At 73.4% G+C, this 23,523-nt stretch carries 24 protein-coding genes and 1 tRNA gene; 16 read left to right on the top strand and 9 right to left on the bottom strand.

Annotated features, from left to right (window positions below; translation table 11 throughout):
- Positions 1-10: 10 nt before the first annotated feature.
- The 3 genes from ACFFJG_RS06800 to ACFFJG_RS06790 are packed head-to-tail and all read right to left on the bottom strand — an operon-like array spanning position 11 to position 1,433.
- On the bottom strand, positions 11-382 hold the full coding sequence (locus ACFFJG_RS06800; protein WP_378517843.1) for an MscL family protein: 372 nt from the start codon (positions 380-382) through the stop codon (positions 11-13).
- A 57-nt stretch (positions 383-439) separates the two neighbouring features.
- The gene (locus ACFFJG_RS06795) at positions 440-1,069 is read right to left on the bottom strand and encodes an SAF domain-containing protein (RefSeq protein ID WP_378517842.1); all 630 of its coding nucleotides are present in this window, start codon (positions 1,067-1,069) and stop codon (positions 440-442) included.
- Positions 1,070-1,124: 55 nt separating this feature from the next.
- Positions 1,125-1,433, bottom strand: a complete 309-nt coding sequence (locus ACFFJG_RS06790) for an FmdB family zinc ribbon protein (RefSeq protein ID WP_378517841.1) — start codon at positions 1,431-1,433, stop codon at positions 1,125-1,127.
- Between the two features lie 109 nt (positions 1,434-1,542).
- On the opposite strand from ACFFJG_RS06790, the gene ACFFJG_RS06785 reads away from it, so the two are divergent.
- Entirely contained in the window at positions 1,543-4,182 is a 2,640-nt protein-coding gene (locus tag ACFFJG_RS06785; protein WP_378517840.1) for a penicillin acylase family protein, read from the top strand.
- Here the strand turns inward: ACFFJG_RS06785 and ACFFJG_RS06780 are convergent.
- Positions 4,163-4,789: a 5-formyltetrahydrofolate cyclo-ligase gene (locus tag ACFFJG_RS06780; RefSeq protein ID WP_378517839.1), complete on the bottom strand. Its 627-nt coding sequence runs from the start codon at positions 4,787-4,789 to the stop codon at positions 4,163-4,165. The two genes, ACFFJG_RS06785 and ACFFJG_RS06780, sit on opposite strands and share 20 nt — an antisense overlap.
- 22 nt (positions 4,790-4,811) lie before the next feature.
- Here ACFFJG_RS06780 and ACFFJG_RS06775 point away from each other — a divergent pair, with 22 nt between their 5' ends.
- The 9 genes from ACFFJG_RS06775 (at position 4,812) to ACFFJG_RS06735 (ending at position 11,497) form a co-directional block, all read left to right on the top strand.
- Positions 4,812-6,215, top strand: a complete 1,404-nt coding sequence (locus ACFFJG_RS06775; RefSeq protein WP_378517838.1) for a UTP--glucose-1-phosphate uridylyltransferase — start codon at positions 4,812-4,814, stop codon at positions 6,213-6,215.
- The gene (glp, locus tag ACFFJG_RS06770; protein ID WP_378517837.1) at positions 6,208-7,437 is read left to right on the top strand and encodes a molybdotransferase-like divisome protein Glp; all 1,230 of its coding nucleotides are present in this window, start codon (positions 6,208-6,210) and stop codon (positions 7,435-7,437) included. Before ACFFJG_RS06775 ends, glp begins: the two co-directional genes overlap by 8 nt.
- Positions 7,437-7,925, top strand: a complete 489-nt coding sequence (moaC, locus tag ACFFJG_RS06765; RefSeq protein ID WP_378517836.1) for a cyclic pyranopterin monophosphate synthase MoaC — start codon at positions 7,437-7,439, stop codon at positions 7,923-7,925. Before glp ends, moaC begins: the two co-directional genes overlap by 1 nt.
- An 8-nt stretch (positions 7,926-7,933) precedes the next feature.
- Positions 7,934-8,410 (top strand): MogA/MoaB family molybdenum cofactor biosynthesis protein, encoded by a 477-nt coding sequence (locus tag ACFFJG_RS06760; RefSeq protein WP_378517835.1) that lies wholly within the window; start codon positions 7,934-7,936, stop codon positions 8,408-8,410.
- Positions 8,411-8,472: 62 nt separating this feature from the next.
- Positions 8,473-9,078: a GNAT family N-acetyltransferase gene (locus ACFFJG_RS06755; RefSeq protein WP_378517834.1), complete on the top strand. Its 606-nt coding sequence runs from the start codon at positions 8,473-8,475 to the stop codon at positions 9,076-9,078.
- Positions 9,079-9,138: 60 nt separating this feature from the next.
- Positions 9,139-10,047 (top strand): divisome protein SepX/GlpR, encoded by a 909-nt coding sequence (sepX, locus tag ACFFJG_RS06750; protein ID WP_378517833.1) that lies wholly within the window; start codon positions 9,139-9,141, stop codon positions 10,045-10,047.
- A 59-nt stretch (positions 10,048-10,106) separates the two neighbouring features.
- Positions 10,107-10,182, top strand: a tRNA-Ala gene (locus ACFFJG_RS06745).
- Positions 10,183-10,316: 134 nt separating this feature from the next.
- Positions 10,317-10,973 (top strand): PAS and ANTAR domain-containing protein, encoded by a 657-nt coding sequence (locus tag ACFFJG_RS06740; protein ID WP_378517832.1) that lies wholly within the window; start codon positions 10,317-10,319, stop codon positions 10,971-10,973.
- 143 nt (positions 10,974-11,116) lie between these two features.
- Positions 11,117-11,497, top strand: a complete 381-nt coding sequence (locus ACFFJG_RS06735; RefSeq protein ID WP_378517831.1) for a response regulator transcription factor — start codon at positions 11,117-11,119, stop codon at positions 11,495-11,497.
- A gap of 14 nt (positions 11,498-11,511) precedes the next feature.
- On the opposite strand, the gene ACFFJG_RS06730 is transcribed toward ACFFJG_RS06735, so the two are convergent.
- Positions 11,512-12,066 (bottom strand): TetR/AcrR family transcriptional regulator, encoded by a 555-nt coding sequence (locus ACFFJG_RS06730; protein WP_378517830.1) that lies wholly within the window; start codon positions 12,064-12,066, stop codon positions 11,512-11,514.
- A 120-nt stretch (positions 12,067-12,186) separates the two neighbouring features.
- Between ACFFJG_RS06730 and ACFFJG_RS06725 the strand changes: the two genes are divergently transcribed.
- On the top strand, positions 12,187-13,656 hold the full coding sequence (locus ACFFJG_RS06725) for an MFS transporter (protein ID WP_378517829.1): 1,470 nt from the start codon (positions 12,187-12,189) through the stop codon (positions 13,654-13,656).
- A 141-nt stretch (positions 13,657-13,797) separates the two neighbouring features.
- Here ACFFJG_RS06725 and ACFFJG_RS06720 read toward each other — a convergent pair whose 3' ends face one another.
- Together ACFFJG_RS06720 and ACFFJG_RS06715 are read right to left on the bottom strand one after the other, a co-directional pair.
- Positions 13,798-14,148, bottom strand: coding sequence for a hypothetical protein (locus tag ACFFJG_RS06720; protein WP_378517828.1), 351 nt, complete (start codon positions 14,146-14,148; stop codon positions 13,798-13,800).
- Positions 14,145-14,810, bottom strand: coding sequence for a Type 1 glutamine amidotransferase-like domain-containing protein (locus ACFFJG_RS06715; protein ID WP_378517827.1), 666 nt, complete (start codon positions 14,808-14,810; stop codon positions 14,145-14,147). Before ACFFJG_RS06715 ends, ACFFJG_RS06720 begins: the two co-directional genes overlap by 4 nt.
- 175 nt (positions 14,811-14,985) lie before the next feature.
- Here ACFFJG_RS06715 and ACFFJG_RS06710 point away from each other — a divergent pair, with 175 nt between their 5' ends.
- Together ACFFJG_RS06710 and ACFFJG_RS06705 are read left to right on the top strand one after the other, a co-directional pair.
- Positions 14,986-17,451 carry a malectin domain-containing carbohydrate-binding protein gene (locus tag ACFFJG_RS06710; RefSeq protein ID WP_378517826.1) on the top strand — a complete coding sequence of 822 codons (2,466 nt, stop codon included), beginning with the start codon at positions 14,986-14,988 and terminating at the stop codon, positions 17,449-17,451.
- A gap of 58 nt (positions 17,452-17,509) precedes the next feature.
- On the top strand, positions 17,510-18,133 hold the full coding sequence (locus ACFFJG_RS06705) for a hypothetical protein (RefSeq protein WP_378517825.1): 624 nt from the start codon (positions 17,510-17,512) through the stop codon (positions 18,131-18,133).
- Positions 18,134-18,226: 93 nt separating this feature from the next.
- Here ACFFJG_RS06705 and ACFFJG_RS06700 read toward each other — a convergent pair whose 3' ends face one another.
- Both ACFFJG_RS06700 and ACFFJG_RS06695 read right to left on the bottom strand, forming a co-directional pair.
- A complete protein-coding gene (locus ACFFJG_RS06700) occupies positions 18,227-18,454 on the bottom strand; it encodes a hypothetical protein (RefSeq protein ID WP_378517824.1) in 228 nt (75 codons plus the stop codon).
- Positions 18,455-18,634: 180 nt separating this feature from the next.
- Entirely contained in the window at positions 18,635-20,218 is a 1,584-nt protein-coding gene (locus ACFFJG_RS06695) for a dolichyl-phosphate-mannose--protein mannosyltransferase (RefSeq protein ID WP_378517823.1), read from the bottom strand.
- A 153-nt stretch (positions 20,219-20,371) separates the two neighbouring features.
- Between ACFFJG_RS06695 and rsmI the strand changes: the two genes are divergently transcribed.
- From rsmI to ACFFJG_RS06680, 3 genes are all read left to right on the top strand, one after another.
- On the top strand, positions 20,372-21,202 hold the full coding sequence (gene rsmI / locus ACFFJG_RS06690; RefSeq protein ID WP_378517822.1) for a 16S rRNA (cytidine(1402)-2'-O)-methyltransferase: 831 nt from the start codon (positions 20,372-20,374) through the stop codon (positions 21,200-21,202).
- Positions 21,189-22,094, top strand: coding sequence for a TatD family hydrolase (locus ACFFJG_RS06685; protein ID WP_378517821.1), 906 nt, complete (start codon positions 21,189-21,191; stop codon positions 22,092-22,094). Before rsmI ends, ACFFJG_RS06685 begins: the two co-directional genes overlap by 14 nt.
- Positions 22,095-22,450: 356 nt before the next feature.
- Positions 22,451-23,515: a resuscitation-promoting factor gene (locus tag ACFFJG_RS06680; RefSeq protein WP_378517820.1), complete on the top strand. Its 1,065-nt coding sequence runs from the start codon at positions 22,451-22,453 to the stop codon at positions 23,513-23,515.
- The last annotated feature ends 8 nt before the right edge of the window (positions 23,516-23,523 follow it).

Genomic DNA, 23,523 nt, shown 5'->3' with positions numbered 1-23,523 from the left:
GTGGCGGGCGTCAGACCTGGCCGCCGCGCGCCTTGAGCAGGTCGCGGATCTCCTCGAGCAGGGCGACGTCGGCGGGGGTGCCCTTGTCCTCGGTGGGGAAGAAGCGCTCCTTGGCCTTGGTGTAGGGCACGACCACGAAGAAGTAGACGACGGCGGCCAGGATCAGGAAGGCGACGAGGGCGGTGAGGAACGGTCCCACGAGCACGCCACCGGGTGAGTAGCTGTCGAAGTTGACCTCGGCCCCGTTGGTGATGCGGCCGATGGCCGACAGCAGCATCTCGGTGAACGCGGTCACGACCGCAGCGAACGCCGTGCCGATGATGACCGCGACGGCCAGCTCGACCAGGCTCCCGCGGAGGATGAAGTTCTTGAAGCCAGTCATGGTGCCTCTCCCTCTCGGTGCGGAAAGGGGCCCGAGTCGAGCCCGACCCCGCTCACGCTAGCGGTTCCACGAGACGGTGAGGAACTGCGCCAGGGCGGCGGACGAGACGGCCACCGCCTCGTCGTCGTCGACGCCCACCACCACGAGCGCGCCTCCGGATCCGGTGGGGCCCTCGGGCACCTCGGCCGCCCCGGCCAGCACGTCGACGTCATGGCCGACGACACGCGACTCCCCGCTGCCGGGGTCGGTGGCGACCAGGTCGACGACGTCGCCGGGCGCCAGCAGGGCGGCCATCCCGGCGTCGGGCAGCCGGACCGGGAGCACGGTCCGGCCCGGCTCGATCTCGGCCAGGCCGGGCCCGACGACGCGGACGTCGGTGAGCACCTCGCCCGCGGCGAGCGGGGCGGCGAGGACGCGGCCGGCCCCGGTCGTGCTGGCAGCAGCCGGCGCGAGGTCGGCGGGGAAGAGGCGCGTGGTCAGGTCGCCACGGCCGAGCGTCGCGCCGGAGGGCAGGTCACGGGCCGCGACGAGCACCGGCACCGTGGCGGGCGCGGGCGGCGCGACGACGCGCAGCCCGGCGAGCAGCGACCCCGCCAGGAGCACCGCGGCGATCGGGCGCCGGCGGCGGCCCAGGCGGTGGCGCACGGCACGCAGGCGGCGGCGGGCAGGAGGCAGTCCCGGGAACATCCCGCGACCGTAGGCCGGGTCGGCCGGGCGCCGCCCGGCCTCTCCACAGGCGAGGTCAGTCGGAGGACGACGTGGAGCTCGAGCTCGACGACGAGCTGCTCGAGGAGCTCGAGGACGACGTCGAGGACCCCGCCGAGTCGGAGGAGGACGAGCCGGAGCCCGAGGCGGGCGTCGAGGAGGACGACGAGGAGCGGCTGTCGGTGCGGTAGAAGCCCGATCCCTTGAAGACCACCCCGACCGCGTTGAACAGCTTGCGCAGCTTGCCGTCGCACACCGGGCAGACGGTCAGCGCGTCCTCGCTGAAGCTCTGGAACTGCTCGAAGGAGTGGCCGCACTCGGTGCAGGCGTACTGGTAGGTGGGCATGTGGGTCCTCGGGGATTCCGATGCGTGTGCGGGCGACCGGCAGGGCCGGCGCGACGCGCTGGCACTCTGGCCTGTCGACTGCCAATGGTACGGCACAATGGGGAGGACGATGAGCGAGCAGGCACCCACCCCGGCCCCCGACCCGACCCCCGCCGCCGACGGCGCGGCCCGGTCCTCGCGCTGGCAGGCCTTCCGCCGTGCCCCGCGAGGAGTCCGCTGGGCGGCGTGGACCGCTCTCGGTCTCGTGCTGGTGCTGGTCGTGCTCGCCGCCACCGTCGTGGTCGTCGTACGCCGCCCGCTGCCGCAGACCAGCGGCGAGGTGGGGGTGCCGGGCCTGGGTGCCGACGTCGAGGTGATCCGCGATGGCCACGGCATCCCGCAGCTCTACGCCGACACCGACGCCGACCTGATGCGCGCGCAGGGCTACGTGCACGCCCAGGAGCGCTTCTTCGAGATGGACTTCCGGCGCCACGTCACCGCCGGGCGGCTCTCGGAGATGTTCGGCGAGGACACCCTCGAGACCGACAAGCTCATCCGCACGATGGGCTGGCGTCGCGTCGCCGAGCGCGAGTGGGCGCTGCTCGAGCCCGCCACCCGGGACGCGCTCACCGCCTATGCCGAGGGCGTCAACGCCTACCTGGCCGACCGCAGCCCGTCGCAGCTCTCCGCGGAGTACTCCGTCCTGGGCCTCACCGGCCTCGACTACACGCCCGAGGAGTGGACACCCGTCGACTCCCTCGCCTGGCTCAAGGCGATGGCGTGGGACCTGCGCGGCAACATGGACGCCGAGGTCGACCGGGTGCTGCTGTCCCTCGACCACACCCCGGCGGAGATCGACGAGCTCTGGCCGTCCTACCCGTTCGACGAGCACCCGCCGATCGTCTCCGGCGGCGGGGTCGTCGACGGCGTCTTCGAGCAGAACGCCTCCGGCAACGGCACCCGCAACCCCCGCCGGCCGGCGTACCCCCGCGGGGTCGTCGAGGCGCTGGAGCGTGTGCAGCGGAGCGTCGACGACGTGCCCGAGCTGCTCGGCTCGGGCCGCGGCATCGGCAGCAACTCGTGGGTGGTCGACGGCGAGCACAGCGCCACCGGTGCCCCGATCCTCGCCAACGACCCCCACCTCGGCACCAGCCAGCCCGGTATCTGGATGCAGATGGGCCTGCACTGCCGCGAGATCTCCGCGGACTGCACCCTCGACACCGCCGGCTTCACCTTCTCCGGCGTGCCCGGCGTGATCATCGGCCACAACGCCGACATCGCCTGGGGCTTCACCAACCTCGGCCCCGACGTGACCGACCTGTTCCTCGAGCAGACCGAGGGCGACGACCGCTACGTCCGCGACGGCGCCACCGAGCCGATGCAGGTGCGCACCGAGACGATCGAGGTGCGCGGCGGCGACGACGTCGAGCTGCGGGTGCGCGAGACCGTCCACGGGCCGCTGATCAGCGACGTGTCGTCGGAGTTCGCCACCGTGGGCGCCAACGCCCCCACCGACGAGCCCGGCGAGCGCGGCAGCGGGTACGCCGTCGCGCTGGCGTGGACCGCACTGCAGCCGGCCCCCACCGCCGACGCCATCCTCGAGCTCGACCGCGCCTCCGACTGGGACGAGTTCCGCGCGGCCGCCGCCGACTTCTCGGTGCCCGCGCAGAACCTCGTCTACGCCGACCGCGAGGGCCACATCGGCTACCAGTCGCCCGGCCGGATCCCGATCCGTCCGGCCGGCAACGACGGCACCATGCCGGTCGAGGGCTGGGTCAGCGCCAACGACTGGACGGGGGACCACGTCCCCTTCGACGGCCTGCCGTCGGTGCTCGACCCCGAGGAGGGGTTCATCGCCACCGCCAACCAGGCGGTGATCGGCGAGGACTACCCCTACCTGCTGACCCAGGACTGGGACTACGGCTACCGCTCCACCCGGATCCGCGAGGTGCTCCAGGACGAGGGCGAGCTGTCGGTGGAGGAGATGTCGCGGCTCCAGCTCGACACCACCAACCCGATGGCCGAGGAGCTCGTCCCCTACCTCCTCGACCTCGACGTGCCGTTCGGCTACTACCGCAACGCCCAGGACCTGCTGCGCGACTGGGACTTCACCTCCCCGGCCGACAGCGCGCCGGCGGCGTACTTCAACGTCGTGTGGCGCAACCTGCTCGACCTCACCTTCCACGACGAGCTGCGCCGGCGCACCTGGCCCGACGGCGGCGACCGGTGGTTCCTGGTGGTGAGCCGGATGCTGCGTGACCCGGCCGGTCCGTGGTGGGACGACGCCCGCACCGACGAGGTCGAGACCCGCGACGACGTGCTGCGCCGGGCCCTGCTCGACGCCCGCGACGAGCTGACCCGCGCGCAGTCGCGCGACGTGCGGCTGTGGCAGTGGGGCCGGCTGCACCGGATGGACCTCCACAACCCGACCCTCGGCGAGTCCGGCGTCGGACTGGTCGAGCGGCTGTTCAACCGTGACGGCTGGGAGGTCGGCGGCGGCTCCTCGATCGTCGACGCCACGTCGTGGGATGCCGTCGACGGCTACGCCGTGACCGCCGCACCGTCGATGCGCATGGTCGTCTCGCTCGCCGACCTCGACGACTCGCGCTGGATCAACCTCACCGGCGTCTCCGGCCACCCCGCCTCGTCGCACTACTCCGACCAGACCGAGCTCTACGTCGAGGGCCAGACCCTGCCCTGGGCGTTCAGCCGCGACGCCGTCGATGCGGCCGCGGAGGACACCCTGGTGCTCACGCCCGCTCCCGGCTGAAGTCCGGGGACTCCGGGAGCGGCACGACGCCCGACGGCGTCAGCGCGAAGCCGACCCGTACGTCGTGGGGGTCGGCCGGGACGTCGCGACCCACCTCGTCGTCGTGGAGCACGACGGCCACGGGGGTGCCGGGCACGACGCGGGCCAGCGCCCGGTCGTACGACCCGCCACCGCGGCCGAGCCGGTCGCCCGCGGCGGAGACCGCCAGTCCCGGGACGAGCACCACGTCGGCGCCGGTCACCGCGTCGCGTCCGAGCCGGTCGCCGGCGGGCTCGAGCAGGCCGCGGCTGGCCCGCACGGTGCTCGCCGACCCGGCGTAGACGGCCCAGTCGAGGTCGTTGTCGGGCAGCAGCACCGGCAGCACCACCCGCTTCCCGGCAACGAGCAACGCGTCGAGCAGCAGGCCGGTGCCGGGCTCGCTGCCGACCGAGACGTAGGCCGCCACGGTGGCCGCGCGGCGCACGGGCTCCCAGCCGAGGGCCACGCTCGCGAGCGCCTCGGCGTCGTCCGCCGCGGCCGCGAGCGGGCGCCGTCGGCGTGCCGCCAGCACCTGGTCGCGCAGGGCGGTCTTGGCGACCGACCTGTCCCCGCCCGCTGACGTGCCCACCCGAGCAGCCTACGATCGAAGCATGGCAAGCAAGGGCACCGCGCACGGCCTGGACCTGGCGCGCGAGAAGATGCGTCAGGCCGGGGTCGACGAGGTCGCGATCGACACGTTCGCGCACTACTACCGCCTGCTCGAGCACGGCGAGACCGGGATGATCCCCGAGGACACCATCGACCCGCTCGACATGGAGTCCCTCGCCGACATCGACGTCCCCGACGAGGTGGCCGCCGACGCGATCCGCCACACCGCGGTCATCAAGCTCAACGGCGGCCTCGGCACGTCGATGGGCATGGACCGGGCGAAGTCGCTGCTGTGCGTGCGCCGCGGCCTGAGCTTCCTCGACATCATCGCCCGCCAGGTGCTCCACCTGCGCCAGCAGCACGACGCCCCGCTGCCGCTGATGTTCATGAACTCCTTCCGCACCTCCGCCGACACGATGGCCGCGCTCGGGCGCTACGACGACCTCCCGGTCGACGGCCTGCCCCTGGAGTTCCTGCAGAACAAGGAGCCCAAGCTGCTCGCCGCCGACCTCATGCCGGCGGCGTACCCCAAGGCCCCCGACCTGGAGTGGTGCCCGCCCGGCCACGGCGACATCTACACCGCGCTGCGCGGCACCGGCCTGCTCGCCACCCTGCTGGCCGCCGGCTACCGCCACGTCTTCGTCTCCAACTCCGACAACCTCGGCGCGGTGCCCGACGCCAAGGTCGCCGGCTGGTTCGCGCAGAGCGGCGCGCCGTTCGCGATCGAGGCCGTGCGCCGCACGCCGTCCGACCGCAAGGGCGGCCACTTCGCGCGCCGCAAGGCCGACGGCCGCATCGTGCTGCGCGAGTCCGCGCAGACCCTCGACGCCGACAAGGACGCGCTGGCCGACCTCGACCGCCACGTCTTCACCTCGACCAACAACCTCTGGTTCGACCTGCAGGCGATGGTCGACACCCTCGACGCGCGCGGCGGCATCCTGGGTCTGCCGCTGATCCGCAACGTCAAGCACCTCGACCCCAGCGACCCGTCCACGCCCGAGGTGATCCAGATCGAGACCGCGATGGGCGCCGCGATCGAGGTGTTCGAGGGGGCCCGCACCATCGAGGTGGGGCGCGACCGCTTCGTGCCGGTGAAGACGACCGACGACCTGCTCGTGCTGCGCTCCGACGTCTACGACCTCGGCAAGGACTTCGTGCTCGACCAGGCCTCCGACGAGGTGCCGTTCGTCCAGCTCGACGGCGAGTTCTACAAGCTCGTCGGCGACTTCGACAAGCGCTTCCCCGAGGGCGCGCCGTCGCTGCGCGAGGCGGACTCGCTGAAGGTCGCCGGCGACTGGACCTTCGGCAAGGGCGTCAAGGTGGTGGGCGACGTGGCGCTGACCTCCAAGGCCGCCCAGCGCGTGGAGGGCGGCACCGTGCTGTCCGAGCAGGACGCCGATGCCTGAGCTGCTCCCGGTCGCCGACTACGTCGAGCGGATCCTCGCCACGGTCTCGCCGCTGCCCGCCTTCCCGCAGCCCCTGATGGAGGCGCTCGGCCTGGCGCTCGCCGAGGACGTCGTCGCGCCGATCTCGCTGCCGAGCTTCGACAACTCCTCCATGGACGGGTACGCCGTCGTGGCCGACGACGTCGCGTCCGCGACCGACGACGACCCGGTCGTGCTCCCGGTGGTCGGCGAGATCGGCGCCGGCCAGTCGTCCATCCTCGCGCTCTCGCCCGGCACGGCCGTCAAGATCATGACCGGTGCACCCGTGCCGACCGGGGCCACCGCGGTCGTCCCCTACGAGTGGACCGACCGCGGCGTCGCGTCCGTGCGGATCAGTCGCCCGGCCACCGCCGGACAGCACGTGCGCCCCGTCGGCGACGACATCTCCGAGGGCGACATGCTGCTCGAGGAGGGCACCGTCCTCGGCCCGCGCCACCTGGGGATGCTGGCCGCCGTCGGCCGCTCGACGGTCCGCACCCGCCCCCGCCCGCGGGTCGTGGTCATCTCGACCGGCTCCGAGCTGCGCGACCCCGGCACGCCGCTGGGCCGCGACTCGATCTACGACGGCAACTCCTACCTCCTCGCCGCGGCCGCCCGTGCGGCCGGCGCCATCGCCTACCGCGTCGGCATCGTCCCCGACGAGACGCACGCCTTCACCGAGGCGCTGAGCGACCAGCTCGTCCGCGCCGATCTCGTGGTCACCAGCGGCGGGGTCAGCGAGGGCGACTTCGACGTGGTCAAGGAGTCGCTGTCGCACCACGGCTCGATGTGGTTCGGCGGGGTCGGCATGCAGCCGGGCAAGCCGCAGGGCTTCGGCACCATCGGCGACGACGACACCCCGGTCTTCACCCTGCCGGGCAACCCGGTCTCCTCCTACGTCTCCTTCGAGATGTTCGTGCTGCCCGCGATCCGCCGGATGATGGGCAAGCTGCCCTACGCCCGCCCCACCGCCCGCGCGCGGCTGACCCACGGCATCTCCTCCCCGGAGGGCAAGGTGCAGCTGGTGCGCGGGCACTACGACACCGACCGCGGCGGGGCGTTCGTCTCGCCGGTCGGCGGCCACGGCTCGCACCTCATCGGCGACCTCGCCGCCGCCAACTGCCTGATCGAGGTCCCGGCCGACACCACCTCGGTCGCCGCGGGCGAGATGGTGCAGGTCCGCCGCCTCGACGAGGAGTTCTGATGGCCCACCACGAGGCCGGGCAGGACCGGCTCACCCACGTCGACGAGTCCGGCGCCGCCCGGATGGTCGACGTCACCGGCAAGGACGTCACCGCCCGTACGGCCACCGCCTCGGGCCGCGTGCTGGTCAGCCCCACCGTCGTCGGCCTGCTGCGCGGCGAGGGCGTCCCGAAGGGCGACGCGCTCGCGGTGGCGCGGATCGCCGGGATCATGGGCGCCAAGCAGACGCCGTCCCTGATCCCGCTGTGCCACCCGCTCGCGGTCTCGGGGGTCGAGGTCGACCTCACCGTCAGCGACGAGTCGGTCGACATCTCCGCCACCGTCCGCACCTCCGACCGCACCGGCGTCGAGATGGAGGCACTCACCGCCGTCTCGGTCGCCGCCCTCACCGTCGTCGACATGGTCAAGGCCGTCGACAAGGCGGCCGTGATCACCGACGTCCGGGTCGAGACCAAGACCGGCGGCAAGTCGGGGCCGTGGACCCGATGAGCGAGCCGGTGACCCTGCCCGCGGCGGTCGTGGTGGCGTCCAACCGCGCCGCGGCGGGGGTCTACGCCGACGAGACCGGCCCACTCATCGTCGACTGGCTGCGCGGCCAGGGGTTCGCCTGCGACGACCCCGCGGTCGTGCCCGACGGCGACCCGGTCCGCGACGCGATCGCCGCCGCGGTCGACGGCGGTGCCCGCCTGGTCCTCACCACGGGCGGCACCGGCCTCACGCCCACCGACCGGACGCCCGAGGCCACGCGCGCGCTGCTCGACCGCGAGGTCCCGGGCATCGCGGAGGCGATCCGCGCGGCGGGTGTCGCAAAGGGCGTCCCGACCGCCATGCTGTCCCGGGGCACCGCCGGCCTGGTCGGCGCGTGCCTGGTCGTCAACCTGCCGGGCTCGCGCGGCGGCGTGAAGGACGGCCTCGGCGTGCTCGAGCCGGTGGTGCGCCACGCCGTCGAGCAGGTCGTCGGCAGCGACCACTGACCAGACCACGACACCGCGACCGACACCGAGACCGACATCGACACCGAGGCGACCGAGACCTGATGACCGCACCCGGATGGCCGGCCCGCCTGGAGTCCCACGGGGTCGTCGTGCGCTCGCTGCGCCGCGGCGACGCCGGCCCCTGGCAGGAGGTGCGGGCCCGCAACCACGCCTGGCTCGCGCCGTGGGACGCGACCGTGCCGCCCGGTGGTCCGGCGCGCCCGTCCTCCTACCGGGTCGTCGTGCGCTCCCTGCTCCACCAGGCGCGGCAGGGGCTCAGCCTGCCGTTCGTCGTCGAGGTCGACGGCCGGTTCGTCGGCCAGGTCACGGTGAGCAACGTCGCCCGCGGCTCGGCCCAGTGGGCCTCGATCGGCTACTGGGTCGCCGCCGACGTCGCGGGTCGCGGCATCGCTCCCCGCGCGGTGGCGATGGTCATCGACCACTGCCTGGGCCCCGTCGGGCTGCACCGCGTCGAGATCTGCGTCCGCCCGGAGAACAGCAACTCGCTGCGCGTGGTGGAGAAGCTCGGGCTGGGGGAGGTCGGGTTCGCGCCGCGCTTCCTGCACATCGACGGCGACTGGCGCGACCACCGGATCTTCGCGGTGACCCGCGAGGAGGCACCGGCCGGCGTCGAGGTGCGGCTGTCGACACACCAGTCACACCAGTAGTTCTGCGACACACCTCTTGACATCCGCCCCGCGGGTGCTCCGCGCTCCTACGCTGCACGCGTGGACCTGAGCGCGCTGATCTTCGTGGCCCTTGCCGTCGCGTGGGCCGTCTACCTGATCCCCAAGGCCCTCCGGCACCACGACGAGGTCGTCCGCAGCCGCTCGGTGGACAAGTTCTCCCACACGATGCGCGTGCTCGCCCGCCGCGAGCCCGTCGACCGTCGCAACGCCCGCCTCGTCGTCTCGCCCGTGCGCGCCTCGCTGCGTCCGCCGGTGGAGACCAAGGCGCGGATCCTGCCGGACCCGGTGCCCGCCCCGACCGCTGCGCAGCCCGCCGCGCAGCCCACCCGCCCCGCCCCGTCTCGTACGACGTCACCGCAGGCCGAGCGCGCGTCCGCCCGCCGCGCCGCCAGGCGCCGTCGCAACGTGCTCGCCGTCCTCGTCGCGCTCAACCTGCTCGTCGTCGGCCTCGCGGCCGGCGCGGTCGTGGCGTGGGCCTGGACGGCCGTCCCGGCGACCCTCCTCGTCGCCTGGCTCGTCGCCTGCCGGGTCTCGGTGCGCTCCGAGCGCGTACGGCGCGGCCGGTCCGCGATCGAGGTCGGCGCACCCGACGAGGTCGACGCCGAGGTCGAGGACACCGACGCCACGGGTGAGGTCGTCGCCGTCACCGTCGACGCCGTCCCGGCTGCGCCTGCCGCAGCCGGTGCCGACCCCGCCGCGGAGGCGCCCGCCGTCACCACCGGCGAGATCCCGGTCGTCGGCGGGTGGGACATGGTGCCCACCACGCTGCCCACCTACGTCAGCAAGCCGGCCGCCCAGCGGCGCACCGTCTCCACCATCGACCTCGACTCGACCGGCGTCTGGTCGAGCGGTCGCAGCGACGAGGACTCCGCCCTCGCCCGGTCGGCCGAGCAGTCCGCCCGCACCGCCCGCGAGGCCGAGGAGCGCCGCAGCGCCTCGGGCGCCTGAGCCGATTCGGACACCGTCGGGCGGCTCGTGTATCTTTCACCACGCGTCCTCGGGCGCTTGGGGCTGTGGCGCAGTTGGTAGCGCGTCTCGTTCGCAATGAGAAGGTCAGGGGTTCGAATCCCCTCAGCTCCACCACACGGACCGCCCGTCACCTGCGAGAGCAGGTGGCGGGCGGTCGTGCGTTCCCTGACGCTCAGCAGCCCCCTACCCCCGATGCATGGGTCGCGCCAAGATGGGGTATCGCGACGCCACAGGACGGGGGGACCTCCATGATCGAGCTCGGATTCGACGGCCGCCAGGACCGCACGCCCGTGGGCTACTTCACCTTCGCCGTGCGGGAGGACCGCTGGACGTGGTCCCGCGGCCTGTTCGAGCTGCACGGGTACGACGACGGCGGCGTCGACCCGTCGACCGAGCTGCTGCTCCGGCACAAGCACCCCGACGACGCGCTACGTGCCTTCGAGGTCCTCGAGGCGGCCGTCGTCGACGGTGCCCCGTTCAGCTGCTACCACCGGATCGTGGACACCTCGGGCCTGGTCAGGTACGTCCTCTCCGTCGGACGCGGGGTCAGGGGTGCCGACGGCCAGGTGGAGCAGGTCACGGGGTTCTTCGTCGACCTGACCGGCGTCCGCACCGGTGAGGTGCGCGACGCGGGGGAGCAGGCCGGCGGCGACGTCGAGCTGGTGCGGCTGGGCGAGCGCCGCGCGACCGTGGACCGGGCGAAGGGCATCATCATGCTCGCCCGCGGGTGCGACGCCCAGGAGGCGTTCCGCGTCCTCCGGGAGGCCGCGGCCCTCCGCGGGGCTCGGCTGCACGACCTGGCCGACCTCGTCGTCGCGCGCGCCGGCGAGCCTGCTCCCCCGGACGGTCGTCGCGCCGCGGTCGAGAAGCTGCTCGACACCAGTCGGCCCTCACCGCTGTGGTGACGGTCCGCACGCCCTGACCCGGGAGGTCCTGACCAGCCGGGACTTTGGTCCCGTCTTCGGCGTCTTCCCTTCCCCGCGAGGTCACGCGCTGGGAGGATCTTCCCGGTCCGCACCCGGACCCGAGCTCCTGAGATCGAGGCGACGTGGCCCACCTCTTCGTGGTCGATGACGACGACGACCACCGTGACTTCCTGACGATGCACTTCCGGCACGTCGGGCACGACGTGGTCGCCCTCGCCGACCCCGTCGCCGCCATCGAGCTCGCCCCCGTCCTGCCGCTCGACCTGCTCGTGCTCGACTGGGTGATGCCCGGCACGGGCGGCGGCGAGGTGTGCCGAGCGCTGCGGGCCGTGCCGTGGCTCCGCGAGCTGCCGATCCTCGTGCTGACCGCCCAGTGGACCGTCGAGACCCGCGCCGAGGCGATGATGGCCGGGGCCTCCGCGGTGGTGGCCAAGCCGTTCGCGCTGACCGAGCTCTCAGAGCGGGTCAGCGAGCTGCTGCCCCGCTCCGACCAGCCCGCCTGAGGGCATCCGGTCGGCTACGGCCGGGTCAGCAGCCCGTCCGCGAGGACCTCGAGCATCGGGCGCACGAAGGCGTCCTCGAGCTCGGACTGGTCGGCCACGGTGGCGACGCCGCCGACCATCCGGGCGACCTGCAGCGACGTCACGTCCGAGCGCACGGCCTGCTCGGCGCGCAGCTGCTCGAGCACCCGCTCGTTGGCGGCGCGCAGGACCTCGCACTTGGTGCGGATCGGGGAGCCGTCGTCGCCCATCGCGCTGGTGATCTTGGCCGGACCGCCCTTGTGCACGCTGATCAGCCGGACGTACTCCTCGAACCAGTTGAGCAGGAGCTCGCGCGGACCGCCCTCGTGGGCGAGCGCCTTGTCGGTCGTGTCCTCCACCCGGTCGACCCAGCTCTGCATGACGGCGTCGATGAGGTCGTCGCGGGTGGGGAAGTGGCGGTAGAGGGTGCCGGGGCCCACGCCGGCGAGCTTGGCGATCTGGTCGAGCGAGGCGTCGTAGCCCTGCTCACGGAACACCTGGCGAGCCGTCTCCACGATCCGGTCGTAGTTGCGCTGGGCATCGGCACGCACAGGAAATTCACTCCAAGCCTTGCTAACCGGAGACAGTCTCCGTATTGTGGGTGAGGAAGCGGAGTCATCCTCCGGATCTACTGTACCTCGGCCCACGAGGCCAGAACAGGACCGCACCTCATGTCATCGACCACCTCTCTCCGGGCGCACCGCACGCTGCCGACCGAGCTGCCGCCGAACGCCGGCCGCGCCGCCGCCGGCATCGCCGTCGTGCTGGTCGCCCAGCTGATGATCGTGCTCGACGCGACCGTCGTGAACGTCGCGCTGCCCCTCATCGACACCGACCTCGGCTTCGGGCCCGCCTCGCTGTCGTGGGTCCTCAACGCCTACACCCTTGCCTTCGGCGGCCTGCTGCTGCTCGGGGGCCGCCTCGGCGACGTCCTCGGCCGCCGTCGGGCCTTCACCGTCGGGCTGAGCGTATTCACCCTCGCCTCGGCGCTCGGCGGCCTGGCCCAGACCCCCGGGCAGCTCGTCGTCACCCGCGCCCTCCAGGGCGTCGGCGCCGCGCTGGCCGCCCCCAGCGTCCTGGCGCTGCTCACCACCAGCGCACCCGACGACGCCGCGCGCAACCGCGCGTTCGCGCTGTTCGGGGCGGTGTCCTCGGGCGGCGCCTCCATCGGCCTGATCCTCGGCGGCCTGCTGACCGACGTCGGCTCGTGGCGCTGGACGCTCTTCATCAACGTGCCGCTCGGCCTCGCCGTGCTGCTCCTCGTCGGTCGCTTCGTCGACGAGACGCCGCGCCGCCCCGGTCGCTTCGACCTCGTCGGCGCCGCCAGCGCGACGGTCGGCTCGGTGTCGCTCGTGTGGGCGCTCATCTGGGCACCGGAGCACGGCTGGGCCTCGGTCCGCACGATCGGCGGCTTCGTCCTCGGCGTCGCCCTCCTCGTCCTGCTCGCCCGCACCGAGGTGCGCCACCCGCACCCGATGGTGCAGCCGCACCTGGTCCGCAGCCGTCGCCGCATCGGCGCCCTGGCCTCGATGGCCCTGGTCATCGGCGCGAACCTGTCGATGTTCTTCCTCGTCGTCCAGTACACCCAGCGGGTGCTCGGCTTCGGCCCGCTCACGTCTGGCTTCGCGTTCCTGCCCTTCAGCCTCGGCATCTTCGCGATGTCGCGCGTCACGCCGTGGCTGATCGCTCGCGTCGGACCGCGCACGATGCTGCTGACCGGCACCGCGGCCCTCACCGTCGGCTACGCGTGGCTCAGCGGCGCGGGCGTGGGCGACACCTACCTCGGTGCCGTCTTCGGGCCGATGCTCATCGCCGGGCTGGCCACCGGGCTGGTGTTCATGCCGATCACCGTCACCGTGCTCTCGGGCGTCGAGCCCGAGCACGCCGGCTCCGCCTCGGGCCTGCTGCAGACCACCCAGCAGCTCGGCAGCGCCATCGGCGTCGCGGTGATCGTCTCGGTGTACGCCGCCGGCGCCGTGCCGGGTGAGTTCGTGCCCGGCCTGCAGGCCGCGTTCCTCACCTCCGCCGGCTTCGCCGCCCTGGCCCTGCTCGTGGTCGCGACCCTGCTGCGCACCCCGCGGCCCGAGGTCGTCGAGCTGGCCGCCGGCCCCGACCGGGAGCCGGTCGCCGAGGCGGCCTGACCTTCGCACTCCTCCGGTGTCTAGGGACGTTCTGGTGGGCGTTCGCCCCGTTCCTCCCACCAGAACGTCCCTAGATAGGTGGCGAAGAACGCCCCCGACGCCGACCATCAGGTCGGTGCCGGGGGCGTCGTACGTCGTGGGTCAGGGCTCCAGGTCGCCGATGTCGTGCCCGGCGTCGGCGCAGTCGGTCTCCACGCGTCGGTCGGCGTCGAGGAAGCCGTCGTCCTGGGCGGCCCGGAGGTCGAGGGAGGCCTCGACGTCGTGCCCCAGGTCGTCCCAGCGTGCGTCGAACGCCGCCGCGGCGCGGGCGTTGCTGCGCGCGAGGTCGAGCAGCGCGGTCCACTGGTCGCTGGTCGTCGCGACCGGGTGCCGGGTGACGCGGTCGTAGGCCTCGCACGCGGACCGCGCATGGTCCGAGGGCGCCGCGCCCGTCGTCCCGCACCCCGCGAGCAGACCGGTGGCGGCCAGGACGACGTACGCCAGCGGCCTCACCGCTCGCCGCCGAGCAGGTGCCACTCGCCCTCCGAGACCACCTCGACCCGGTCGCCGTCGACGACGACAGCGGACTGCTCGTCGAGGACGTAGCCGGGGTTCTCCAGGGAGGCAGCCCACTCGCGGGCCGCCTCGAGGGTGTTGTCGGGGAAGAGTCCGAGGTGCGGGAAGATCGAGAAGTCCACGAGCCCGAGCGTCGTGTCGGGCTCGTCGGGGCGCCAGTGGACGAAGTCGGCGCCGATGCGGGGGGCCATGACCATGCTCCCGGCGCTGACGCCGACCCACACCGTGTCGTCCAGCTCGGGCAGCAGGTCGAGCAGGCCGGACTCCCGGACCCAGTGGGCGAGGAAGACCGCCTCGCCGCCGTCGACGAGCAGCACGTCCGCCTCGCGCACCCACGGCGTCCACCGCTCGGGTGCCACGTGGGGGAGCGCGGTGAGCTCCAGCAGCCCGACCGAGGACCAGCCCAGGCCGGTCATGGTCGGCGGCGTGCGGTCGGTGACGAAGGACCGGAGCGAGCCGGGGCCGCACATCGGGTGACCCCACTGCGCCGAGGGGATCGCCAGCGCCGAGGACTCCTCGACGGGCTTGCCGAGCAGGTCGACCAGGGCCGACCGGATGCTGGTGTTGGTGACGCCCCCGGAGGTCAGCAGCAGCTTCATCCCGCCATGGTGGCAGCACCGGTGACCCGGCAGCGAGCACCTCCTACCCGAAATTGGCGCTAGCGCACCGGACCGGCTCGAGGGCGGGCGCGGTGTGCCTACCGTCACGGAGCGGTCCGCCACGCGCCGGGGACCGCCACCCCCGACCAGGGCGCGGAGAAGTGCGAGGAACCCGATGCGTCGTCCCACCGGAGCGACCGCGGCCACCGCCGCGGCGCTCACCTCCCTGCTGCTGGCAGCCGTGCCCGCCGCGGCCGTCAACGCCGACCACGGCGACCGGATCGTGTCCGCGACCCCCGCGGCCTTCACCCCCCACGTCATGAACGGTGCGGTCACCGCCATCACGCAGGTGGGCAACCGGGTCGTGGTCGCCGGCACCTTCACCAAGGTCAGCCCGTCGGCCACCTTCTCCAACACCGCCGACGACGTGACCCGCAACCGGATCTTCGCCTTCGACGCCACGACCGGCGCGATCGACCCGGCCTTCAACCCCAACCTCGGCGGCGCCGCCAACTCCCTCACCACCGACGGCACCAGCGTGTGGGTCGGCGGCTCCTTCAGCTCCGTCGGTGGCAACACCGCCATCAAGCGGGTCGTGAAGCTCTCCGCGACAGGGGCGGTGGTCAGCGGCTTCCGCTCGGTGCCCAACAAGACCGTCAACGAGGTCGTCTACCAGGGCGGTCGCGTCTACGTCGGCGGCTCCTTCACCTCGGTGGCCTCCGGCGGCACCACCTCCGCCCGTGGCGCGCTCGCCGCGCTCGACCCGACCACCGGTGCCACGCTCCCGGCGGTCAACGTGCCGTTCACGGGGAAGTACGACCCCGACAACGGCGGTGGCGGCACGACCAACATCACGCGCTTCGACGTCTCCCCGGACGGCTCGAGGCTCGCCGCGATCGGCAACTTCGCGACCGTCGGCGGCCTGCCGCGCGTGCAGGTCGCGCTGCTCGACACGAGCGGTCCCACCGCGAGCGTCGCGGCGTGGGCGACCAACCGCTACGACCGCGCCCACAACAGCTGCGCGAGCGTCTTCGACACCTTCACCCGCGACGTCGACTTCTCGCCCGCCGGCGACTACTTCGTCGTCTCCGCCACCGGCGCCTTCGCCGGTGGCGCAGGCTCCGGCACGATGTGCGACACCGTCTCCCGCTGGAACACCGCCAGCTCGGGCAACGACCCCGAGTGGTCGGACTACACCGGCGGCGACACGACCTACGGCGTCGCGGTCACCGGCAGCGCGGTCTACGTCGGCGGCCACATGCGCTGGCAGAACAACCCGTTCCAGGGCGACCAGGCCGGTCCCGGCGCGGTGCCGCGCGAGGGCATCGCGGCGCTCGACCCGGTCAACGGCCTCCCGCTCTCGTGGAACCCCGGTCGCGCCCGCGGCGTGGGCGCGCAGGCGCTGTTCGCCACGCCGCAGGGCCTGTGGGTGGGCAGCGACACCACGCGCCTCGGCGGGGTCACCCGCGGACGCCTGGCCTACCTGCCGCTCGCCGGTGGCAAGCAGGTCCCGTCGGTGGCGGCCGCCACGCTCCCGGACGACCTGTTCCTCGCCCAGCGCACCTCGGGTGCGGGCGCCAACGTGCTCTACCGCGTCGACGCGGCCGGCCCGGCGATCCAGTCCGGTGACGGCGGCTCCGACTGGTCGACCGCCGACGGCTTCGTCAGCGGCGGCAACGTCGCCGACTGGGGCTCGACGGTGCCCCGCGACGCGACCGTGCCGGCGGGCACCCCGGCCGACCTCTTCTCCTCCGAGCGGTGGGGCGAGCAGGACTGGAGCTTCCCGGTGGCGGCCGGCCGGCACCTCACCGTGCGGCTCTACTTCGCCAGCCAGTACGACGGCACCTCGCAGGCCGGCCAGCGCGTCTTCGACGTGCTCGTCGACGGGGTGGCCAGGCTCGACGACTTCGACATCGTCGCCGCCGCCGGGCACAAGACGGGGACGATGCGCTCGTTCGACGTCACCAGCGACGGCAACGGCCTCGACATCGACCTGCGGGCCGTCGTGGAGAACCCGCTCATCAACGCCATCGAGGTCCTCGACGCCGACGCCCCGACCGGCACCGGCGCCGCCGGCGTCCTCCTGCGCCGCCCCGTCGACGCCTCCGCCAGCCCGACCGCGCCGGCCACGACCGCCAACAGCTCCTTCGACTGGTCGACGGTCCGCGGCGCGTTCCTGGTCAACGGGTCGGTGTTCTACGGCCTCGCCGACGGCCGGCTCTACCGCCGCACCTTCAACACCGCCACCGGTGCGACGGGCGCCCAGCAGGTCGTCAACCTCTACGACGACCCGGACACCGGCGAGCGGATCCCCTTCGCCATCTCCAACCTGACGGGCATCGCGTACGACACGACCACCCACCGGCTCTACTACACGCTCTTCGGTGACAGCCGCCTGCACTACCGCTACTTCACGCCGGAGAGCACGGTCGTGGGGGCGCAGGACTTCATCGGCGACAACGGCGGGGTCGACCTGTCCCGGGTGGCGGGCATGACCCTCGCGAGCGGCCGGCTGCTCTACGGCTCGTCGGCCGACGGGGCGCTGCGGTCGGTGACCTTCGCCGGCGGCCGGGTCACCGGCAGCCCCGTGGTCACCAGCAACGACGGGACCTGGCGCTACCGGGCGATCTTCGCCGGCTGACGCCGGTGACGAGGCGGTGCGCCTGCCGCGACGGCGGGCGCACCGCTACGGTCGGGACGTGAGCGACCACCAGCCCATCTACGTCGTCAGCACGGGGGCGAGCGACGACGACGTCGCCCGCCTCCGGGCCCGGCTGGGCCGCGGAGCGGCGGTCCTCACCGCGCCCACGGCCGAGGCCCGCCGCGTCGTCGAGCCGCTGGTCAGCGGGCTCGGCATCAAGCCGCGCCCGGAGGTGGAGCTGGCCCCCGTCCGGTTCCCCGACGTCGACCGGGGCCACCGCCTCGACGACCTGGTGCGCGCCCACGCCGTCCACGACCGCTTCCGTGACGTCGTCGTGGTGGCCGACCCGGCGACCGTGACGCTCCTGCTGCGCGTGCTCGCCCCCGACCAGCTCCCCGAGTCGGGCCCGGTCACCCGGGTGGGCCTGCCCCGCGGGAACCGGCCGGTGCCGTTCGTGCCGACGCTGGTCGCGGGCGTCCTGCTCGCCCTCGTCGCGGGCGTCATGGCTATCGTGCTGCCCTGGTGGCTGGTGCCGCTGCTGGTCGTCGGGACGGGCCTGGTCCTGCTGGTCGTCCCGGGACAGCGCACCACCGGCCTCACCGTGCTCGCGGCCTCCGGCGTCGCGGCCGTGGTGGAGTTCTTGGGCATCGCCGGGTCCTCCCGCTTCCCCGGGAGCTGGTGACGCCTCCGGCCCACCTCGCGCCGGCACGCCGACGAAGGTCCCGCCCGGGCTGGATCGGGCGGGACCCGCGTGCGCGTCGGCCGGGCGGAGGGCTCAGCCCTTGCGCGGTCCGAACAGCAGGGCGCGGCCGGTGCGGCGCGGCTTGGGCAGCGGCGGGGCCTGGAACCAGTCGTTGGTCAGGCCGCCCCCGCGGTTGAAGCCCTCGTGGAAGACGTAGTTGAGTCCGCACTCGCAGATCCAGCGGTCGCCGACCTCGTGGTCGCCGAGTGGGTCGGGAGCACCGGCGGTCTCCAGACAGATGTGCAGCAGCGTCGAACCCATCGTGCCCCTCCCCATGGTGCCGGCCACCGTCCTCGGTGGCTGGTCCCATCGTGGAGCCGCGTTCCGCGGCGGACGAGGGCCTGAACCGAAGTTTCCGTCGATCTTGACGGAACGTGGGTTTTCGCCGGCGGGTGGGCTAGTCGCCCCGCGAGCACCGGCCCGGCGCGGTCGCGACGGCGCTCAGATCCAGCGCCGGAACCAGATCCGGGCGTCCCACTCCGACTTCGTCAGCAGCACGTCGGTCCAGATCGGCCAGAACCAGGCGAAGGCGACCACCGCGAGCACGGTCACCGACCCCGCCGCGACGACGCCGGCCGTGCGCCGCGGGCTGGGCCCGTCGGACGTGCCGACGAGGTGGCCCATCGCGAGGGCCAGCGAGAGCACGATGAACGGCAGGCAGGCGATCGCGTAGAAGACGAAGATCGGCCGGTCGTCGTACATGAACCACGGCAGCCACGTCGTGGCCAGCCCGACGACCGCGACGCCGTGGCGCCAGTCGCGGGCGGCCAGCCACATCACCAGCGAGACCAGCATGGCCAGGCAGCCGCCCCACCAGATCACCGGGTTGCCCAGCAGCAGCACCTGCCGGATGCAGGTCGACCCGCTGGGCGCCTCGCAGCCCTGCGACCCCGGCTGGATCTCGGTCTGCGCGTCCACGCCGACCGGGCGGCCCATGACCAGCCAGCTCGACGGCTTCGAGGCGTACACGTGCGTCGAGTCGTTGAGGAAGTGGCTGTGGAAGGTGTAGACGTCCTGGTGGTAGTACCAGAGCGAGCGCAGCGACTGGGTGACCTCGCCGAGGCCGCTCGCGTCGGGCTCGGTCGCCGTCGGCCACTGCTCCCCGCCGTCGTACGTCGTGTACTGCGTGTTGCTGAACGCCTGTTCGTAGGCGTCGGCGTGCAGGAGCCAGCCGGTCCACGAGGCGACGTAGGTGGCGAGCGCGACGCCGATCAGCGCGAGGAAGGCGGGCAGACCGTCGAGGAGCACCGAGCGCAGCACCGGCCGGCGCTCGCCGAAGGCGCGACGCGCGCCCGCGCTCCACACCCATGCCAGCAGCCCGAAGGCGGCCAGGGGGTAGAGGGCCGACCACTTGGTCCCGCAGGCAAGGCCGAACGACAGCCCGCCGAGCAGCAGCCACGGCCGCCACCACGCCTGCCACCAGCGGCTCGTGCGCCCGGCCGCCAGCCGGTCGCGCAGCCACTGCCGGTCGGCCACGACGCAGTGCACGCCGCACAGGATGAAGAAGGCCAGGAAGATGTCGAGCAGCGCGAGCCGGGAGAGCACGAGCTGGAGCCCGTCGAGCGAGAGCAGGAAGCCGGCCACCAGGCCGATCACCGTCGAGCCGCTGACCCGGCGCACGAAGCGGCACATCAGCAGCACCATCAGCGACCCGACGACGGCCGAGGCCATCCGCCAGCCATCGGGGTCCATCCCGAAGACCTTGATGCCCGCAGCGATGAGCCACTTGCCGACCTCGGGGTGGACGACCATCGACGGTCCGTCCTGCCACAGCCCGGTGACCTGGCCGTTGAGGATCGTCTTGTCGGCGTCCTCGACGTAGGCCCGGACGTAGCCGAAGTGCAGCAGCGACCAGGCGTCCTTGGCGTAGTAGGTCTCGTCGAACGAGAACTGGTGGGGCGTGCCGAGGTGCCAGCGGCGCAGGAAGAAGGCGAGGGCCGCGATGCAGATCGCGCCGACCCACCCGGTGACCGGGTCCTCCGACCGCCAGCGTGGCCGGTTGCGCTCCGCTGCGGTCGGGATCACGTCCGGAACTCTAACCACTGCCCTCGTGAGTCCCCGGATATCCGGGGAGACTCCTGCTTCGCACCCCGGATCTCGGGTGCGAAGCACGAGAGTCACCGGATATCCGGGGACTCTCGTGCCGGACCGCCGGGGCTCGGCTGCGATGATCGACCCATGGCTGGCGTCCTGGTCCTCGCGGGCACCCCGATCGGGCAGGCGGGCGACGCCCCGCCGCGACTGGCCGAGGAGCTGTCCGGCGCCGACGTGGTCGCCGCGGAGGACACCCGGCGGCTCAAGCGGCTGTGCGCCGACCTCGGCATCACGCTGCGCGGACGGGTGGTGTCCTACTTCGAGGGCAACGAGCAGGCCCGCACCCCGGTGCTCCTCGACGCCCTCCTCGCCGGTGAGCGCGTCGTGCTGGTGACCGACGCCGGCATGCCCAGCGTCTCCGACCCGGGCTACCGGCTGGTTGCCGCCGCCGTCGAGCGCGACGTGCGGGTCACCGCCGTCCCCGGCCCGAGCGCCGTGCTGACCGCCTTGGCGGTGAGCGGGCTGCCGGTCGACCGGTTCTGCTTCGAGGGCTTCCTGCCCCGCAAGGCCGGCGAGCGCGGCCGCCGTCTCGCCGCGCTCGCGGCCGAGGAGCGGACGATGGTGTTCTTCGAGGCGCCCCACCGCACCGAGGCGGCGCTGGCCGCCATGGCCGAGGCGCTCGGCGACGACCGCCCGGCCGCCGTGTGCCGCGAGCTGACCAAGACCCACGAGGAGGTCCGGCGCGGACCGCTGGGCGAGCTGGTCGCGTGGTCCGCCGAGGGCGTCCGGGGCGAGGTCACCATCGTGGTCCAGGGCTCGAGCGGCGGCCCGTCGGTCGCCACCGACCCCGGCTCGCTCCGCGCCGCCGTGGCCGAGCTCGAGGCGGCCGGGTCGACGAGGAAGGAGGCGATCGCCGAGGTCGCCCGCCGTGCCGGACTGCCCAAGCGGGAGGTGTACGACGTTGTCCACCGCTGACCCGGGGGAGGGGCCCACCCGCAGCCGGGCCGCCACCGAGGAACGCTCGGGCGCGCGCCGCGACCGCGAGCGCCCGCCGGCCCCCGACCCGCTGCCCCACCCCGTCGTCGACAACCACTGCCACCTCGACATCGCCGACGGCGACTGGCTCGCCACCGAGGACGCCCTGGCCGCGGCCGCGGCGGTCGGCGTCACCCGCATCGTGCAGATCGGCTGCGACCTCCCCGGCGCGCGCTGGGCGGTGGCCGCGGCCGCCGAGCACGCCGCGCTCGTCGCCGGCGTCGCGCTCCACCCCAACGAGGCCCCCCGCCTGTCCGAGGCCGGCCGGCTCGAGGAGGCGCTCGCCGAGATCGAGCAGCTCGCCGCCGCGCACGACAAGGTGCGGGCGGTGGGCGAGACCGGCCTCGACACCTTCCGCACCGGCGAGGAGGGCCGCGCCGTCCAGGAGGAGAGCTTCCGCCGTCACGTCGACATCGCGGCACGGCTGGGCAAGACGCTGGTGATCCACGACCGCGACGCCCACGACGACGTGCTGCGGGTGATCGACGAGGAGGGAGCGCCCGAGCGCTGGGTGATGCACTGCTTCTCCGGCGACGCCGCGTTCGCGCGGGCCTGCCTCGACCGCGGCGCCCACCTCAGCTTCGCCGGCACGGTCACGTTCAAGAACGCCGCCCACCTGCGCGAGGCGCTCGCCGTCGTCCCGCTCGACCGGGTGCTGGTCGAGACCGACGCGCCCTACCTGACTCCGACGCCGTGGCGCGGGCGACCCAACGCGTCCTACCTCGTGCCGCTCACCGTGCGCGCCATGGCGGAGGTCCGCGGCGACGACCTCGAGACGCTGTGCCGGGCCATCGACGCCAACACCGAGGCCGCCTTCGGGGGCGCCTGGTAGGTCCGCGCCGCGAGGGACGGAGCCACCTTGGCAGGCTCTTCCGTGACCCGGATCTCGCACGGATTTCGCCGTTCGAGTTTGCGGAGGGCCTCCTCGTCGTTATCGTCCTGTGATTGTTGGCCGGGATCGGGAGCGTTTCCGGCAGCACGAGGACTGGTTCGGGCCGGTCCTGCGAGACCCCCGCTCGCACCGTCGCACGGCCTCACCCCCCTGTTGCACCGTGGCCGCGGCACCGCACGCCGGGGTCGTGCTGCCACCCGAGGCCCGGGGAGTACGACGTTCGGAGAATCGTGCGCTCTCGTCTCGCGCAGCTCAGCAGGTCCAGGACCGCCCTCGCCGTCTCGTCGGCGGTGGTCGTGGCAGCCGTTGCCGGCACCACCGCCGGCTACGCCGCCCTCAGCAAGGACGTGACCCTCAGCCTCGACGGCCGCACCACCCACGTGAGCGCCATCGGCGGCACCGTGGGTGACGTGCTCGCCGCGCAGGGGATCACCGTCACCGACAAGGACCTCGTCGCCCCCGCGATGGACGAGCCCGTCTCCGACGGCTCCGCGATCGCCGTGCAGTTCGGCCGGCCGCTCGAGCTGTCCGTCGACGGCGACACCGCGACGTACTGGGTCAACTCCACCAACGTCGCCAGCGCGCTCGGCGAGATCGGCCGCCGCTTCGACGGCGCCGACCTGTCGGCGAGCCGCAGCGCCTCGATCGGCCGCAGCGGCCTCGCGCTCTCGGTGGTCACGCCGAAGGTGGTGAGCATCAAGGTCGGTGCCCACGACCTCCGGAAGCGCCAGGTCGCCGCCGTCACCGTCGCCGACGTGCTCGACTCGATGGGCGTCGAGGTCGACCGACACGACAAGGTCACCCCCGCCCTCGACACCGAGATCGCCGACGGCGACCGCGTCGTGGTGACCGACATCCGCATCACCACGAAGAAGGTCGCCCGCGAGGTGGTCCAGGCGCCCGTGATCGAGCGCGAGGACCCCTCGATGCTGCAGGGCGAGGAGGAGGTCGTGCAGGCCGGCCGCGACGGCGTCCGTGCCGTGACCTACCGCCTGCGCTTCGTCAACGGCGACCTCGTCGCGCGCAAGGTCCTCGCCGCGGACGTCAAGGTGAAGGTCGTGCCGGAGATCGTCAAGGTCGGCACCAAGGAGGAGGTCACCTCCAACTTCGCCGACGGCAACACCGTCTGGGACGCCCTCGCCCAGTGCGAGTCCGGCGGCAACTGGGCCATCAACACCGGCAACGGCTACTACGGCGGCCTCCAGTTCAACGTCGGCACCTGGCAGGCCTACGGCGGCACCGGGCTGCCCAGCCAGGCGTCCCGCGAGACCCAGATCGCCATCGCGACCAAGGTGCGCGACGCCTCCGGCGGCTACGGCGCGTGGCCCGGCTGCGCGGCCAAGCTCGGCCTGCCCCGCTGACCCGGAGC

This window comes from Nocardioides zeicaulis (genome assembly GCF_042432345.1).
GTDB lineage: Bacteria > Actinomycetota > Actinomycetes > Propionibacteriales > Nocardioidaceae > Nocardioides > Nocardioides zeicaulis.
The sequence above is the reverse complement of the archived record's forward strand: the minus strand, read 5'-3'. Positions and strand labels throughout refer to the sequence as shown.

Coding starts and splice junctions, on each gene's coding strand:
- ACFFJG_RS06790 (WP_378517841.1), bottom strand. CDS start 1,433: ATGCCCACCTACCAGTACGCCTGCACCGAGTGCGGCCACTCCTTCGAG.
- ACFFJG_RS06775 (WP_378517838.1), top strand. CDS start 4,812: ATGGCAAGCAAGGGCACCGCGCACGGCCTGGACCTGGCGCGCGAGAAG.
- ACFFJG_RS06795 (WP_378517842.1), bottom strand. CDS start 1,069: ATGTTCCCGGGACTGCCTCCTGCCCGCCGCCGCCTGCGTGCCGTGCGC.
- ACFFJG_RS06755 (WP_378517834.1), top strand. CDS start 8,473: ATGACCGCACCCGGATGGCCGGCCCGCCTGGAGTCCCACGGGGTCGTC.
- ACFFJG_RS06785 (WP_378517840.1), top strand. CDS start 1,543: ATGAGCGAGCAGGCACCCACCCCGGCCCCCGACCCGACCCCCGCCGCC.
- ACFFJG_RS06725 (WP_378517829.1), top strand. CDS start 12,187: ATGTCATCGACCACCTCTCTCCGGGCGCACCGCACGCTGCCGACCGAG.
- ACFFJG_RS06700 (WP_378517824.1), bottom strand. CDS start 18,454: ATGGGTTCGACGCTGCTGCACATCTGTCTGGAGACCGCCGGTGCTCCC.
- ACFFJG_RS06715 (WP_378517827.1), bottom strand. CDS start 14,810: ATGAAGCTGCTGCTGACCTCCGGGGGCGTCACCAACACCAGCATCCGG.
- moaC (WP_378517836.1), top strand. CDS start 7,437: ATGGCCCACCACGAGGCCGGGCAGGACCGGCTCACCCACGTCGACGAG.
- rsmI (WP_378517822.1), top strand. CDS start 20,372: ATGGCTGGCGTCCTGGTCCTCGCGGGCACCCCGATCGGGCAGGCGGGC.
- glp (WP_378517837.1), top strand. CDS start 6,208: ATGCCTGAGCTGCTCCCGGTCGCCGACTACGTCGAGCGGATCCTCGCC.
- ACFFJG_RS06740 (WP_378517832.1), top strand. CDS start 10,317: ATGATCGAGCTCGGATTCGACGGCCGCCAGGACCGCACGCCCGTGGGC.
- ACFFJG_RS06800 (WP_378517843.1), bottom strand. CDS start 382: ATGACTGGCTTCAAGAACTTCATCCTCCGCGGGAGCCTGGTCGAGCTG.
- ACFFJG_RS06710 (WP_378517826.1), top strand. CDS start 14,986: ATGCGTCGTCCCACCGGAGCGACCGCGGCCACCGCCGCGGCGCTCACC.